We start from the raw sequence: 14,023 nt of genomic DNA, 5'->3' as shown, positions 1-14,023 counted from the left end.
ATTACACACGTACCTCGTCAAGCGGATGAGTAGGTGTACGGATGTCACTGGCCGTGGTCTGCCTCACTCTGATCACATGGACGGACAGGATCGCCTCGGGTACGAGCAGCGCATGGCGCTGGAGCTCGCGGCCATCGGGCAGCGGCTGGTGACGATCAGCTCGGAGATGCGCGAGCACTCCGCCTCGGCCGCGACCGCGGTCGCCGAGGTCATCGCGCCACCGCCGGCGCCGGGCGCGCCGGTGTCCGTACCGCTGCCGCCGACCACGGCCTTCCCGACGCCGGCCGGGGTGCCGCAGCAGCCCGACCCGTGGTCGCAGCACGCGTTCCCGCCACCTCCTCCTGCCCAACAGCCGTGGCCGCAGCCGCCCGCACAGCAGCAGTGGCAGCAGCCGCCGCCTCAGGCCCCGTGGCCTGCACCGCAACCGCGCGAGACGTTGTTCGAGAAGCTCGGCAAGGACGGCGCCGGGGCGAAGCTGCTGGCCTGGGTCGGTGGCGCGATCACCGTGCTCGGGTTCGTGCTGCTGCTGATCCTGGCGATTCAACGCGGCTGGCTCGGGCCGATGCCGCGCGTCATCGGCGGTGCGGTGTTCAGCGGCGCGTTGGTCGGCATCGGCATGTGGCTGCACCGCAACCCGCACGGCCGCACCGGGGCGTTCGCGCTCGCGGCGACCGGTTTCGCGGGCCTGTACCTCGACGTGATCGCCGCGACGAGCCTCTACGAGTACTTCCCTCCCGGCGTCGGTCTCGTCGTCGGCCTCGCGGTCGCGGCGAGTGGTGTGGTGCTCGCGCTGCGGTGGGACTCGCAAACGCTCGCGGTCGGCGTTGTCGCAGCTTGCGCCATCTGCTCGCCGATCTTGACCGACGGCTTCACGGTGCTGCTGGTCGGCTTCCTGCTGGTGCTCAAGATGGCCAGCACGCCGGTCCAGATCCAGCGCAACTGGCCGGGTCTCGCGATCGCCGGTGGCTTCCCGGCGATCATCGCCTCGCTGCTCGCGACCGCTCAGGCCATCCCGGCCGACTTCGAGTGGACCGTGGTCGGGGTCGCCTCCGCCACGACCGTCGTCGGCATCGTGGTCGCGATCCTGACGATCCGGAAGCGACCTGAGGACATCGTCGCGATCGCGCTGGTGGCGGGCTCGGCGCTGCCCGCGATGTTCGCGACCACGTTGCTCAAGGACCCCGCCAACTCGGTGCTCGCCGGTGCGGTCGCCGCGGTCCTGCTGGCGATCTGGATGGTCCCGGACCTGCCCCGCGCGTTCACGACGGCGGCCGGCGCGACGGGCATGCTCGCGTTGTTCCAGACGACGGTGATCGCGCTCGACGGCAACGTGCGGACGGCGATCGTGCTGGCCGAGGCGGTGCTGCTGGCGTTCCTCGCGGCGCGGCTCGACAAGAAGAGCGCGCTCGTCGGGTCGATCGTGTTCGGTGCCGTCGGGTTCCTGATGACGATCGGGGACGCCGTGCCGCTCACGTGGCTGGTCGAGGAACCCCGCTACATCATCGTCACCCAAGGCGACTACGCCGCAGGCCTGGTCACTGCGCTGGTGCTGGGCATCTTCGCGGCCACCGCGCCGTGGGCCGCGTTGAAGATGCAGGTGCTGCGCGAACCAGCTCGGCACCCGTTCCCGTGGATCCTCGCCGGGCTGGTGATGCTCTACGGCGCGGCGGGTGCGGTGCTGTGCGCGGCGCTGCTGGTCTCGCCGGACGAGTCCGGGTTCCTCTTCGGACATTCCGTGGTCACCGTGTCGTGGACCGTCGCGGCGTTGTTCCTGCTGGTCAGGGGCATCAACAACAAGGCGCTGCGGATCTCCGGGCTGATCCTGGTCGGCGCGGCGGTGATCAAACTGGTGGCGTTCGACCTGGCCGCGCTCGACGGCGTGGCCCGCGTGCTGGCGTTCCTCGGCGCCGGTCTGGTGCTGCTCACCGCCGGCACCCGTTACGCCAAACTGGTGGCGTCGGCGAAAAACTCGGATTCATATGAATCCAAACCAGCCGCACCGTCGTCCTACTAGTTGACGACCGTCGCCCGCGCCGCCGTCGCGGGCGACGGTCGTACTACAACCAGGCAAAGATTTCCCTCGACAGAGTGACGGAAGTAGATCGAAAGCACCCGGAAGTGGTCCCATCGGGCGTATGGCAAAGCCACGCCTCGTGGCCGCGGTTCTAGCGCTCTCAGCGGCTTTCGCGGCGACTGGTGTTCACCAAGGGCACGAGTACACGACCACTTCCTCCGCATCGGTGGCCCCGCGTGCGTACGTGGTGGGCAAGACCGGTCTCGTGCAGGTCGTCGACACCCGAAGCGGCACGGTACTCGCGCAGGCCGACACAGGGGGCCAGGCGACGGGTGTCGCCGTGTCGCCCGACGGCCAGCGCCTCTACGTGATCAACGGGTGGACCGGCGCGATCACCGTGGTCGACCCGCACTCCGGTGCGATCCTCGACCGGATCTTCACGCAGGTCCAGCTCTCGCACGCGGCGATGCGCCCGGACGGGCAGCGCCTCTACGTCTCAGCCAGCGGCGGTGTCGCGGTGGTCGACCCGGAGAACTTCCGGCTGGTCGCGGCGATCAAGGTGCCCGGACAGCCGCAGGGCCTCGTCGTCCACCCGAACAACCAGGTCCTCTACGTGGCCAACGCGCAGGACGGCACCGTCGGCATCGTCGACACCGCGACCGCGTTCCAGACCTCGACGGTCCAGGTCGGCGGCCTGCCGCAGTTCGTGGCGATCTCACCGGACGGCACGCGCCTGTACGTGAGCAGGATGCGCCTGGGCGAGAAGACGCCGGGCACGCTGTCGGTGATCGACACGGCCACGAACAAGGTCGTCGGCTCGATGGACGTGGGCAGGGGAGCGGGCAGCATCGCCGTCACCTCGGACGGCGCCACCGTCTACCTGACGCTGCCGAAGGAAGGCTCGGTCCTGATCATCGACGCGGCGAGCCTGGCGGTGCGCGAACGCCTGCCCCTCGACACGGCGAGCGTCGCCATCGCGCCGGGTGACCCGAGAGTCTTCTTCGCGACCGGACCGACGACGACGGTGCTCGACAGCTCGAACGCGGTGCTGGCCACGTACCGGATGAAGTCGGGCGAACTGGAGGAGGCGAGGCCGCGCCAGTTCGACGCGGCCATGATCGCCTTCCCCTCCGGTCAGCCGACCGCGACGGGCTCGCGGATCTCGTCGTCCCAGTCGTCGAAGTCGTCCACCGGCTCGTCGTGAAGCGCGAGGCGTTCCTGGATCCGCTTGAGCGGGCCCGGTGACCACCACGCGGCGTTGCCGAGCAGCTTGAGCACGGCCGGCACGAGCAGCATCCGGACCACGGTGGCGTCGAGTGCCAGCGCGAGGATCATGCCGACGCCGACGAACCGCATCATCGCGACCTGCGAGAACGCGAACGCACCCGTCACCACGATCAGCAGCAGTGCCGCCGAGGTGATCACCCGGCCGGTCTTGGCCAGGCCGGTGCTCACCGCCTCCTCGGTCGTCGCGCCCTGACCGCGGGCCTCGACCATCCTGCTCAGCAGGAAGACCTCGTAGTCGGTCGACAGCCCGAACACGATCGCGGCCATCAGCACGACGATGCCGGACTCGAGCGGCCCCGGCGTGACCCCGAGCAGGTCGGCGCCGTGACCCTTCTGGAAGATCCACACCAGCACGCCGAACGTGGCGGACAGCGACAGCGCGCTCATCACGACCGCTTTGATCGGCAGCACGACCGAGCCGAACGCCAGGAACATCAGGATCAGCGTCGCGCCGACCAGCAGGCCGATCATCAACGGCAGCCCGTCCGCGATTGCGTCGAGCGAGTCGGTGACGATGGCCGTGTTGCCGCCGACCAGCACCTCCGAGTTCGGCGGAGGCGTGATTTTTCGAACGTCCTTCAGTGCCTGCTTCGACTCGCTGCTCAGCGCGTCGTGCTCCAGCCCGGCGGCCGCGGCGGTGACGCCCTTGTCCGCGCCCATCGGCCGGACGTCGCCGATGCCCGTGACGTCCTTGACCTTGCTCAGGTAGTCGTTCACCGCCCCTTGGTCGCCGCCCTTGACGACGATCTTGAGGCCGGTGTTGGAGAGCACGCTGAAGTTCTGGTTGATGTTCTCGGTGGCGACGCGCACGGCGTTGCCCTCGGGCAGGACCTTCTCGGTGACCTGGCCGAACTGGACGCCCAGGAACGGCGCCCCGAGTGCCGCGAGGACCGCGATCAGGGGGATGGCGAACAGCAGCGGCCGCTTCATGACCTTGCCGCTGAGGCTGCGCCAGCCGCGCTCGCTCGGCTCCTTCTTGCGCCACGGCATGGCGAGCTTGTCGACCCGGTGACCGAGCACGCCGAGCAACGCGGGCAGCAACGTCAGCGAGACCAGCGCGGCGATCGCGACCGACGACATGCCGCCGTACGCGAGCGACTTCAGGAAGCCGTGCGGGAAGAGCAGCAACCCGGCCAGCGCGATGACCAGCAACGTCGCACTGAACATCACCGTGCGGCCCGCACTCGCCACCGTGCGGCCGACTGCCTGCTCGGTCGTGCGTCCTTGTGCCAGCTCCTCGCGGAACCGGCCGACCATGAACAGCCCGTAGTCGATCGCCATGCCGAGGCCGAGCAACGACGCGACGTTGACCGCGAACGAGTTGACCTCGGTGAAGATCGCGATGCCGTGCAGCACCCCGAGCGCACCCATGATCGCGAGCCCACCGACGACGACGGGAAGACTCGCGGCCACGAGACCGCCGAAGATGATCACGAGCAGCAGCAGGACCAGCGGCAGCGAGAACATCTCCGCGCGCGTCAGGTCTTCCTGCGACATGTCGTTGATGGCCTTCTGCGTGGGCACGAGCCCACCGACCTGCTGGGTGAAGCCGTCGATGCTCAGCTGTTTCTGGACGTCCTCGAACTGCTTGATCTGCTCGTTCGAGTCACCGCTGGTCAACGTGATGGCGACCAGCGCCTGCTGCTGGTCGTCGGACGGAACCGGCCCGGTGACTTTGAGAACGTCGTGCTTGGGGAAGCCGCTGATGTGGTCGGCGACCTTCTTCAGCTCGAGCGGGTTGGCGAAATCGCCGCGGTAAATGACGATCACATCACCGTTCTGCCGCCCGAACGCCTGCTCGGCTACTTTGTCGGCCCGCGCCGCCTCGCTGGAAGGAGCCTCGTAACCACCCTGGCTGAGCTTGTCGAACACGCCCAGTCCCCACACGCCGCCGAGCACAGCGAGCAGTACGGTCGCGATCAACACCACCCACCGGCGGCGATATGCGATAGATCCCCACTTCGCGAACATCGACGACGGCCTCCTGGGTTACCGTGCTGTAAATACCGTGAACTCTTGTAAACACCGTTCACTGAAACCGTACGGGTCCATGGACGGGGTCTACAACCCGATGGAGTGACATATGACCGAGGCCACTCGCCGAGAACGACTCCGCGCAGAAACAGAGCGTGAGATTCGGCAGGCGGCCCGCGCCCTTTTGGTGGAACGCGGCCGCGACGCAGTGACTCTGCGTGCGATCGCCCGCGAACTGGGCATCACCGCACCCGCCCTGTACCGCTACTACGACTCCCACGACGCGCTATTGCGACAGCTCTGCGACGACATCTGCGCCGACATGGCAGCGGCTTTGTACGCGGACCTGTCGCTGGAGACAGGACACGTGGGATGCAAGGTCAGGGCGGTGTGCCGAGCCTTCCGCCGCTGGGCGCTGGCCCACCCGCAGGAGTTCGCCCTGGTCTTCGCCTCACCCCGGGACCCGCTGGGCGCCGACCAGTTCGGCTCGGTCTTCCTGCAGCTGGCCGGGCAGCTGATCGCCTCGAACCTGGTCGCCACCCATGCGGACGACGAGGTGCCCGAGGTGCTGCACGAGGACCTGGTGAGGTTCCAACAGGTCCTGGTGGACGCGGTGTCGGTGCACGGCGTTCAGATCGGCGAGGACATCCTCAACCTGGGGAAGATCTACCACGTGGTGCAGTCGTGGGTGCGGCTGTACGGGCACGTGGCGCTGGAGGTGTTCGGGAGGTTCCCGTTCGCGGTGAGCAACCCGGAGCCGATGTTCGACAGCATGCTGGACCAGATGCTGACGGACATCGGGTTCCAAGAAGACGCCAACAGCTGACGTTGTCGCGCACGTACTCGCGCACGTCTTCCACGTCCTCGCGAAACGTGCCCGGCGGCCGGCTCCGCAGCTCCGCAGCGGCCGCGGTCTCGAGCGGGGTCAGTCGGGATCGCCGCTGGCCGAGCCCCCCGCCCCAGACCACCGGCCGGCTCCCCGACCAGATCCCCCGGCCGAGCTCCTCGCCCAGATCGCGGGCCGAGCTCCTCACCCCAGACCGCCGGGCCGAGCTCTCGCCCAGACCACCGGACCGAGCTCGCCGCGCCGGATCTGGGCCGGACCGTTCACCGCTGACCGACTCCGGGCCGGCGACCTGTCAGGCGCTGTCGGTGAGCACGGCCTTCAGCAACTCGGCCGGTCGCACAGGTCAATCCGGTCGTTCGCGATCGGCGCTCGCCACCCCCGCGCCTTTTCCTTGTGACGCAACGCGCGAACCCTCGATTTGGTTCCGCCGTTATCCACAGGCTACCCGGATCCCGATAACCGCAGGTCAAGAACCCAGAAGCCTGTGGATAACTCGCGATCAAGCCCAACGCGCACAAGGCAGAGCCGACGCGACCGCAGCCGCGCCGGCTCCACTCCCAACTACAGAACCACGTTCACCAGACGACCGGGGACCACGATCACCTTGCGCGGCTCGCCACCCGCGACCAGTTCGGCGATCTTCTCCTCGGCCAGCGCCGCGGCCTTGATCTCGTCCTGCGAGGCCGAGGCCGACACGACGACCCGCGAGCGGACCTTGCCGTTGACCTGGATCGGGTACTCGACCGTGTCCTCGACCAGGTACTGCTCGTCAGCAGCCGGGAACGGCCCGTGCGCCAGCGAGTCGGTGCGGCCCAACCGAGCCCACAGCTCCTCGGCCACGTGCGGGGCCTGCGGAGCCAGCATCAGCACCAGGGGCTCGGCCAGCGCGCGGGGCGTGCCGGCGGCGTAGTGCTTGGTGACGTAGTTGTTCAGCTCGATCAGCTTCGCGCCCGCCGTGTTGTAGCGCAGGTTCGCGTAGTCGTCGTGCACGCCGGCGATGGTCTTGTGCAGCAAACGCAGCGCCTCGGCCGAAGGCTCTTCGTCAGTGACGCGCAGCGAGCCGTCGGTCTCGTCGACCAGGTTGCGCCACAGACGCTGCAGGAACCGTTGCGCGCCTACGACGTCCTTGGTCGCCCACGGGCGTGACACGTCCATCGGGCCCATGGACATCTCGTAGAACCGGAAGGTGTCGGCGCCGTACCGCTCGCACATCTCGTCCGGCGTGACGACGTTCTTCAGGCTCTTGCCCATCTTCCCGTACTCACGACGGACTTCTTCGCCGTTGTAGAAGTACCTGCCGTCTTCCTCGACGACCTCGTCGGCCGGCACGTAGACACCGCGCGGGTCGACGTACGCGTACGCCTGGATGTAGCCCTGGTTGAACAGGCGGCGGTACGGCTCGTCGCCGGTCAGGTGGCCCAGGTCGAACAGGACCTTCTGCCAGAAGCGCGAGTACAGCAGGTGCAGGACCGCGTGCTCGACGCCGCCGATGTACAGGTCGACGCCGCCGGGGTCGGTCGGGCCGTGTTCGGCCGTGCGCGGGCCCAGCCAGTACTTCTCGTTCTCCGGGTTGACGAACCGCTCGGTCTCGACCGGGTCGACGTAGCGCAGCTGGTACCAGCACGAACCCGCCCAGTTCGGCATGGTGTTCGTGTCGCGGCGGTAGGTCTTCACACCGTCGCCCAGGTCCAGCTCGACCGTCGTCCACTCAGTGGCGCGGGACAGCGGCGGCGACGGCTCGGTGTTCGCGTCCTCCGGGTCGAAGGTGCGCGGCGAGTAGTCGTCGACCTCGGGCAGCTCGATCGGCAGCATCGACTCGGGCAGCGCGATCGGGGTGCCGGCCTCGTCGTAGACGATCGGGAACGGCTCGCCCCAGTAGCGCTGGCGGCTGAACAGCCAGTCGCGCAGCTTGTACTGGACGGTGCCGTGGCCGTGGCCGTTCTCCTCCAGCCAGCCGATGATCGTCTTCTTGGCGTCGTCGATCGCCATGCCGTCCAGGAACCCGGAGTTCACCGCCGGGCCGTCGCCCGTGTAGGCCTCGCCCTCGAAGCCTTCCGAGGGCTGGACCGTGCGGATGATCGGCAGGTCGAACTTCCGGGCGAAGTCCCAGTCGCGCTGGTCCTGGCCAGGCACGGCCATGATCGCGCCGGTGCCGTAGCCCATCAGCACGTAGTCGGCGATGTAGACAGGGATTTCCTTGCCGTTCACCGGGTTCGTGGCGTACGCCCCGATGAAGACGCCGGTCTTCTCCTTGTTCTCCTGACGGTCCAGTTCGGACTTCAGGGACGCCGCGCGCCGGTACGCGGCGATGTCTGCCACGCGATCGGGCGCCGCAATCTGGTCCACCAGCTCGTGTTCCGGTGCCAGGACCATGTAGGTCGCGCCGAACAGTGTGTCCGGACGGGTCGTGAAGACCTCAATGTTCTCGTCTCCCACCGCGAATCGGACTCGGGCGCCGTGCGAGCGCCCGATCCAGTTGCGCTGCATGGCCTTGACCTTGTCCGGCCAGTCCAGCCGGTCCAAGTCGTCGATCAGCCGGTCCGAGTACGCGGTGATGCGCATCATCCACTGGCGCAGGCTTTTCCTGAACACTGGGAAGTTGCCACGTTCACTGCGACCGTCCGCGGTGACCTCTTCGTTCGCCAGCACAGTACCCAGTCCCGGGCACCAGTTGACGGGCGCCTCCGACAAGTAGGCCAGCCGGAATTCGCCCAAGATCCTTTGCTGGTCGGCAAAAGACAGCTCAGACCACTTGCGACCGTCCTCGACGGCGCGCTCGCCGGACTCGAACTGGGAGATCAACTCGGCGATCGGACGGGCCTTGCGCGCATCCGCGTCGTACCAGGAGTTGAAGATCTGCAGGAAGATCCACTGGGTCCACTTGTAGTACTCGGGGTCGATCGTCGAGATGCGGCGACGCTCGTCGTGGCCCAGGCCCAGCCTGCGGATCTGGCGCAGGTACGTGTTGATGTTGTCTTCGGTGGTCTTGCGCGGGTGCTGACCCGTCTGCACCGCGTACTGCTCGGCGGGCAGGCCGAACGCGTCGAAGCCCATGGTGTGCAGGACGTTGCGGCCGTTCATGCGGTGGTAGCGCGCGAACACGTCCGTGCCGATGAAGCCCAGCGGGTGGCCGACGTGCAGGCCGGCGCCGCTCGGGTACGGGAACATGTCCTGCACGAACAGCTTGTCCGCGGGCACGTCACCCTTGAGCGCGCCAACGGGGTTCGGCGCGTGGTAGGTGCCGTGGTTCTCCCAGTACCGCTGCCACCGTTCCTCGATCTGGCCCGCCAGTTCGGCGGTGTAGCGGTAGGCGGGAATCTCCGCCGCGTCCGTGCTCATTTCAAGGTCCCTCTCACGTCGTTCCTGCTCCTGACATGACGAAGCCCCCCAGCCCGAAAGGGCATGGAGGGCGGCCGCGCCGACCGTCTTCCGATCAGGTCGTCGCGGCTAGATAAGGAGCAGGCGGGCCGTGCTCATGTCGTCAACGGTATCAGCGCACCGCAAGCGGCATGCACGCGGCGGTGGCGTGCGGCACATCGGACCGGGGTGACTTCGAGGTGAACGCAGGTTCCGCCTTACCCTCTTGGGGTGAACATCGTGCTGTCGGTCGTCCTGGGTGTGCTCGGCGTCGCTCTCGGCGCGGTCGGTCTGCTGGGTCTGCAGGGCAAGCTGCGACGCAACCGCTTCGTCGGCGTGCGCACGGCGGCGGCACTGCGCGACGAGGAGACGTTCGCGCTGGCCAACCGCGTCGCCGGGGTGCCTAACGTGGCGGCCGGCGTGGTCGCGATCGTGTCGGGCGCCATGTCGTTCGTCATGGCCGACCTGGCCGTGACCGCTGGGATCATCGGACTGGTCGGCGCGCTCGCGATCGCCTTCGCCGGCGGGATCGTGGGCAGCCGGGCGGCGGCGCTGGTGCCGGAGCCGGTCAAGCCCAAGGGCTGCGGTGGCTGCGCTTGCGGTGGCGGCGGTTGCTCCCCGCTCGCCGGCCTGTAACTCGACGTTTCACGTGAATCAGTTCTCGCGGACGTCCTTGGGATAGGTGGACAGCAGCGCCAGCGGCATTCCCTGCCGGCGCAGCACCCGTCCCCACAGGTCGACCTTCGCGCCTACGAGCACGTCATCGGCCAGCCCGGTCACGACGATCCAGTCACCGCGCTCGATCTCACCGGCGAGCTGGCCCTCGCCCCAGCCCGCGTAGCCCGCGAACACTCGCAGGCCGCGCACCAGCGGCATCAGGTCGTCCGGCTCGGCGTCGAGGTCGATCAACGCGACCGGGCCTTGCACGCCGACCAGACCCTCCACAGCCGACGGGTCGGTGCCCGCCTTCAAGGCTGCCAGGCACAGCGCCGTCTTCTGCTCGACCGGACCGCCGATGTAGATGCACTGCGGCTTCGTCACGTGTGAACCCCACGGCGGCAGTACGTCGTGGACCGCCACCTCGGAGGGGCGGTTCAGCACGACGCCGAGGGTCCCCTCTGGACGTTGGTCGATGATGTAGACGACGGTGCGTGTGAAGTTCGGGTCGTTCAGGCTCGGAGCGGCAACCAAGAGGGAGCCTGGCTCGACTTCGGCATCGGGACGCACGTCACCATGAAATCACCCGTGATCGCCGGAACAACTCAGGGCCGCGCCCCGTTAGACTCAGGTGTCGGATGTCTTTGTGTCCCCCGGGCTCAACAGACAACCGCCTTCGCGGAATACCGTACGGCTGGAGCCGCGTAGTGCACCGCGCCGTGAGGCGACCTGGCATCCGGCCCAGGGGAGCCGGACCGAGAGGTCCGGCTTTCGTGGTTTTCACCCGAGCGCGCATAGAGTGCAGCGGTGACAACGCTTGCGGTGGATAAGCACCACTGGGGATCACGCCGGTTCCTCGGCATCCCCGAGTACCGCAGGCTTCTCGCCACCCGCCTCGCGTCGCAATGGGGTGACGGACTCTTCCAGGCCGGGCTCGCCGGCGCTGTGCTCTTCAACCCCGAGCGGCAGGCCGATCCCGCTGCCATCGCGGCCGGGTTCGCCGTGCTCCTGCTGCCGTACTCGATCGTGGGGCCGTTCGCGGGCGCGCTGCTCGACCGATGGGACCGCAAGAAGGTCATCGTGGTGGCGAACGTCTCACGCGCTGCCTTCGTCCTGCTCACCGCTCTGGCGGTCGGCGCGGGGCTGAGCGGGTTGCCGCTCTACATCTCCGCACTGGTCGTCATGGGCATCGGCCGGTTCGTCGGTTCAGGACTTTCCGCCTCCCTCCCGCACGTCGTCCACGAGGACCACCTGGTCGAGGCGAACGCGCTGGCCACGACCGCCGGAGCGATCACCGCCGTGATCGGCGCGGCCTGTGCGATCGGGTTCCGCACGCTGCTGGGTGCCGGTGACGGCGGCTCGGGATGGACGACCAGCATCGCTCTCGTGGGCATGCTGACCAGCGCGTTCATCGCCAGCAGGTTCAAGGCCGGCGTGCTCGGGCCGGACGAGGTCGACGAGCCGCCCAACGCGTTCAGGGCCGTCGCACGAGGTCTGGTGGACGGCGCGAAGGCCACCTGGCACACCCCGAACGTCACGGCCGGGCTGGCCGCACTGCTCGCGCACCGGGCCGCGTTCGGCGTGAGCCTCATGGTCACGCTGCTGCTGATGCGCTACAGCCTGCACGACGTCGGCTTCCTCAAGGCGGGCATCGGCGGGCTCGGCGAGGTCGCGGTGGCGGGAGGCGCGGGCATCCTGCTCGCCGGCATCTTCACCGACCGGATCGTCGACAGGTTCGGTGTGAAGACCACGATCTGCGGCGCGCTGATGCTCACGTGCGCCGCGCAGATCGGGCTCGGGCTGCCGATGACGCTGCCGTCCATCCTCGGGGCGAGCTTCCTGATCATCTTCGCCGGTCAGATCGTCAAGCTGTGCGTGGACACCGCGGTGCAGCACGACGTCCGTGACGAGGTGCGCGGCCGGGTCTTCTCCCTCTACGACACGCTCTTCAACGTCGCGCAGGTCACCGCGGTGTCCATCACGGCGACGGTGGTCCCCCTGGACGGGCGTTCGCCCGCTCTCATCATCACCGCCGCCGGGCTCTACGTGATCGGGCTGGGCGCCTACCTGCTCCTGCTAGCGCGGAAACGGCAGGTGCAACATCCCGGCCTTGTGCGCGAAAACGACGGCAGCCACCCGATCGGGTAGATCCAGGCGCCGCAGGATCTCGGCCACCTCGTCGGCCACCTGCTGTTGCCCGATGCCGAGCACGCGGGCGATCTCGTGGTCGGCGTGACCGCGCGCGAGACACCTCAGCACGGCCCGTTGGTCGTCGGTCAGCACTTCCAGGTCGTATACCGCAGGACCTGCGGAAAGTCCCCAAGTGAACATCTGCATCACCCCCATGAGCACTGCCCATGGTGCAGCCCCGCGCTGTCAGTTCGCTAACGCGGGGATGTCATGCGCTCACCATGTGTCACACGGATGGCGGAGTGATGCCCTGTTCGCGCGCCCAGTCGAGCAACGCGGCCTCGGCCTCGTCGCGCCCCAGCGGCCCCCGGTCGAGCCGCAGCTCCTTGAGGAACTTCCACGCCTCACCGACCTGCCGGCCCGGTGCCAGCCCGAGCAGCTTCATGATCTCGTTGCCGTCGAGGTCCGGCCGCACGCGCGCGAGGTCTTCCTCGGCAGCGATGCGCGCGATGCGTTCCTCGAGAGAGTCGTACGTCCGCTTCAGCAGGCTCGCCTTGCGCTTGTTGCGGGTCGTGCAGTCGGCACGGACGAGCTTGTGCAGCCGCGTCAGCAGGTCTCCCGCGTCGGTCACGTACCGGCGCACGGCCGAGTCGGTCCACTCGCCGTTGCCGTAGCCGTGGAAGCGCAGGTGCAGGTAGACGAGCTTGGCGACGTCCTCGGTGATCTCCTTCGAGTACCGCAACGCCCGCAAGCGCTTGCGAACCATCTTCGCGCCCACGACCTCGTGGTGGTGGAACGAGACACCGCCGCCGGGCTCGAACTTCCGGGTAGCCGGTTTGCCGATGTCGTGCAGGAGTGCCGCGATCCTCAGCACCAGATCGGGTGATTGATCAACATCTTCAAGATCAATTGCCTGTTCCAGCACAACCAGCGAGTGGTCGAAGACGTCCTTGTGCTGATGGTGTTCGTCGATTTCCAGCTTCATGGCCGTGAGCTCGGGCAGCACGACGTCGGCCAGCCCGGTCTCCACCATGAGCTCGATGCCGCGGCGCGGGTGCGCGCCGCACAGGAGCTTCGAGAGCTCCACCTGCACTCGCTCCGGCGTGATGCGGGCGATTTGGCCTGCCATCGACCGCATCGCCTCGACCACCCGCGGCGCGGCGGTGAAGCCCAGCTGGGAGACGAACCGCGCCGCACGCAGCATCCGCAACGGGTCGTCGCCGAACGACTCCTGCGGGGTCGCCGGCGTGTCGAGCACGCCTTCACGCGCAGCCGCAAGGCCACCGGTCGGGTCCACGAACTCGCCGGCCACGACGTCGAACGCCATCGCGTTGACCGTGAAGTCACGTCGGACCAGGTCGCCGTCGATCGTGTCGCCGAAGGTCACCTCGGGGTTGCGGGTGACGCCGTCGTAGGTGTCCGCGCGGAAGGTCGTGATCTCGATGATCTCGCCCTTCTTCGAGGCGCCGACCGTGCCGAACGCGATTCCGGTGTCCCACTGGGCGTCCGCCCAGCCGCTGAGCAGCTTCTGGATCTCGGCGGGACGCGCGTCGGTGGTGAAGTCGAAGTCGTTCGTCGGGCGCCCCAGCACGGCGTCGCGCACACTGCCGCCCACGAGGTAGAGGCGCTTGCCCTCGGCGGCGAACCGAGCGGCGAGCTCGGCGACGACTGGTGTGATGGCGGGCTGTTCCACCACCGCATTCTGCTGGAGCGATCGAGACACGAGAAACCAGCGTACTTAAGGTTCGTAAGTACGA

10 protein-coding genes are annotated in these 14,023 nt (G+C 68.1%); 5 read left to right on the top strand and 5 right to left on the bottom strand.

Going from position 1 to position 14,023, the window contains the following annotated elements:
- Window positions 1-76: 76 nt before the first annotated feature.
- Together ABZ345_RS15990 and ABZ345_RS15985 are read left to right on the top strand one after the other, a co-directional pair.
- The gene (locus tag ABZ345_RS15990; protein WP_359848188.1) at window positions 77-2,014 is read left to right on the top strand and encodes a DUF2339 domain-containing protein; all 1,938 of its coding nucleotides are present in this window, start codon (window positions 77-79) and stop codon (window positions 2,012-2,014) included.
- Between the two features lie 121 nt (window positions 2,015-2,135).
- Complete coding sequence (locus ABZ345_RS15985) at window positions 2,136-3,218, top strand: YncE family protein (protein ID WP_359848186.1); 1,083 nt, start codon at window positions 2,136-2,138, stop codon at window positions 3,216-3,218.
- Here ABZ345_RS15985 and ABZ345_RS15980 read toward each other — a convergent pair.
- Window positions 3,149-5,227, bottom strand: coding sequence for an MMPL family transporter (locus ABZ345_RS15980; RefSeq protein WP_359848355.1), 2,079 nt, complete (start codon window positions 5,225-5,227; stop codon window positions 3,149-3,151). The two genes, ABZ345_RS15985 and ABZ345_RS15980, sit on opposite strands and share 70 nt — an antisense overlap.
- A gap of 157 nt (window positions 5,228-5,384) precedes the next feature.
- On the opposite strand from ABZ345_RS15980, the gene ABZ345_RS15975 reads away from it, so the two are divergent.
- Window positions 5,385-6,101 (top strand): TetR/AcrR family transcriptional regulator, encoded by a 717-nt coding sequence (locus ABZ345_RS15975; protein WP_359848184.1) that lies wholly within the window; start codon window positions 5,385-5,387, stop codon window positions 6,099-6,101.
- A gap of 582 nt (window positions 6,102-6,683) precedes the next feature.
- Here ABZ345_RS15975 and leuS read toward each other — a convergent pair.
- A complete protein-coding gene (gene leuS, locus ABZ345_RS15970) occupies window positions 6,684-9,461 on the bottom strand; it encodes a leucine--tRNA ligase (protein ID WP_359848181.1) in 2,778 nt (925 codons plus the stop codon).
- A gap of 249 nt (window positions 9,462-9,710) precedes the next feature.
- Between leuS and ABZ345_RS15965 the strand changes: the two genes are divergently transcribed.
- Window positions 9,711-10,115, top strand: a complete 405-nt coding sequence (locus ABZ345_RS15965) for an SdpI family protein (protein WP_359848178.1) — start codon at window positions 9,711-9,713, stop codon at window positions 10,113-10,115.
- 18 nt (window positions 10,116-10,133) lie between these two features.
- Here ABZ345_RS15965 and ABZ345_RS15960 read toward each other — a convergent pair whose 3' ends face one another.
- Window positions 10,134-10,706, bottom strand: coding sequence for a YqgE/AlgH family protein (locus tag ABZ345_RS15960; protein ID WP_359848175.1), 573 nt, complete (start codon window positions 10,704-10,706; stop codon window positions 10,134-10,136).
- Window positions 10,707-10,943: 237 nt separating this feature from the next.
- On the opposite strand from ABZ345_RS15960, the gene ABZ345_RS15955 reads away from it, so the two are divergent.
- A complete protein-coding gene (locus ABZ345_RS15955) occupies window positions 10,944-12,284 on the top strand; it encodes an MFS transporter (protein ID WP_359848172.1) in 1,341 nt (446 codons plus the stop codon).
- On the opposite strand, the gene ABZ345_RS15950 is transcribed toward ABZ345_RS15955, so the two are convergent.
- On the bottom strand, window positions 12,213-12,467 hold the full coding sequence (locus ABZ345_RS15950; RefSeq protein ID WP_359848169.1) for a LuxR C-terminal-related transcriptional regulator: 255 nt from the start codon (window positions 12,465-12,467) through the stop codon (window positions 12,213-12,215). The genes ABZ345_RS15955 and ABZ345_RS15950 overlap by 72 nt on opposite strands.
- A gap of 85 nt (window positions 12,468-12,552) precedes the next feature.
- A complete protein-coding gene (locus ABZ345_RS15945; protein WP_359848166.1) occupies window positions 12,553-13,989 on the bottom strand; it encodes a CCA tRNA nucleotidyltransferase in 1,437 nt (478 codons plus the stop codon).
- Window positions 13,990-14,023 lie beyond the last annotated feature (34 nt).

The organism is Lentzea sp. NPDC005914 (assembly GCF_040629405.1).
In the GTDB taxonomy this organism is placed as follows: Bacteria; Actinomycetota; Actinomycetes; order Mycobacteriales; family Pseudonocardiaceae; genus Lentzea.
The sequence above is the reverse complement of the archived record's forward strand: the minus strand, read 5'-3'. Positions and strand labels throughout refer to the sequence as shown.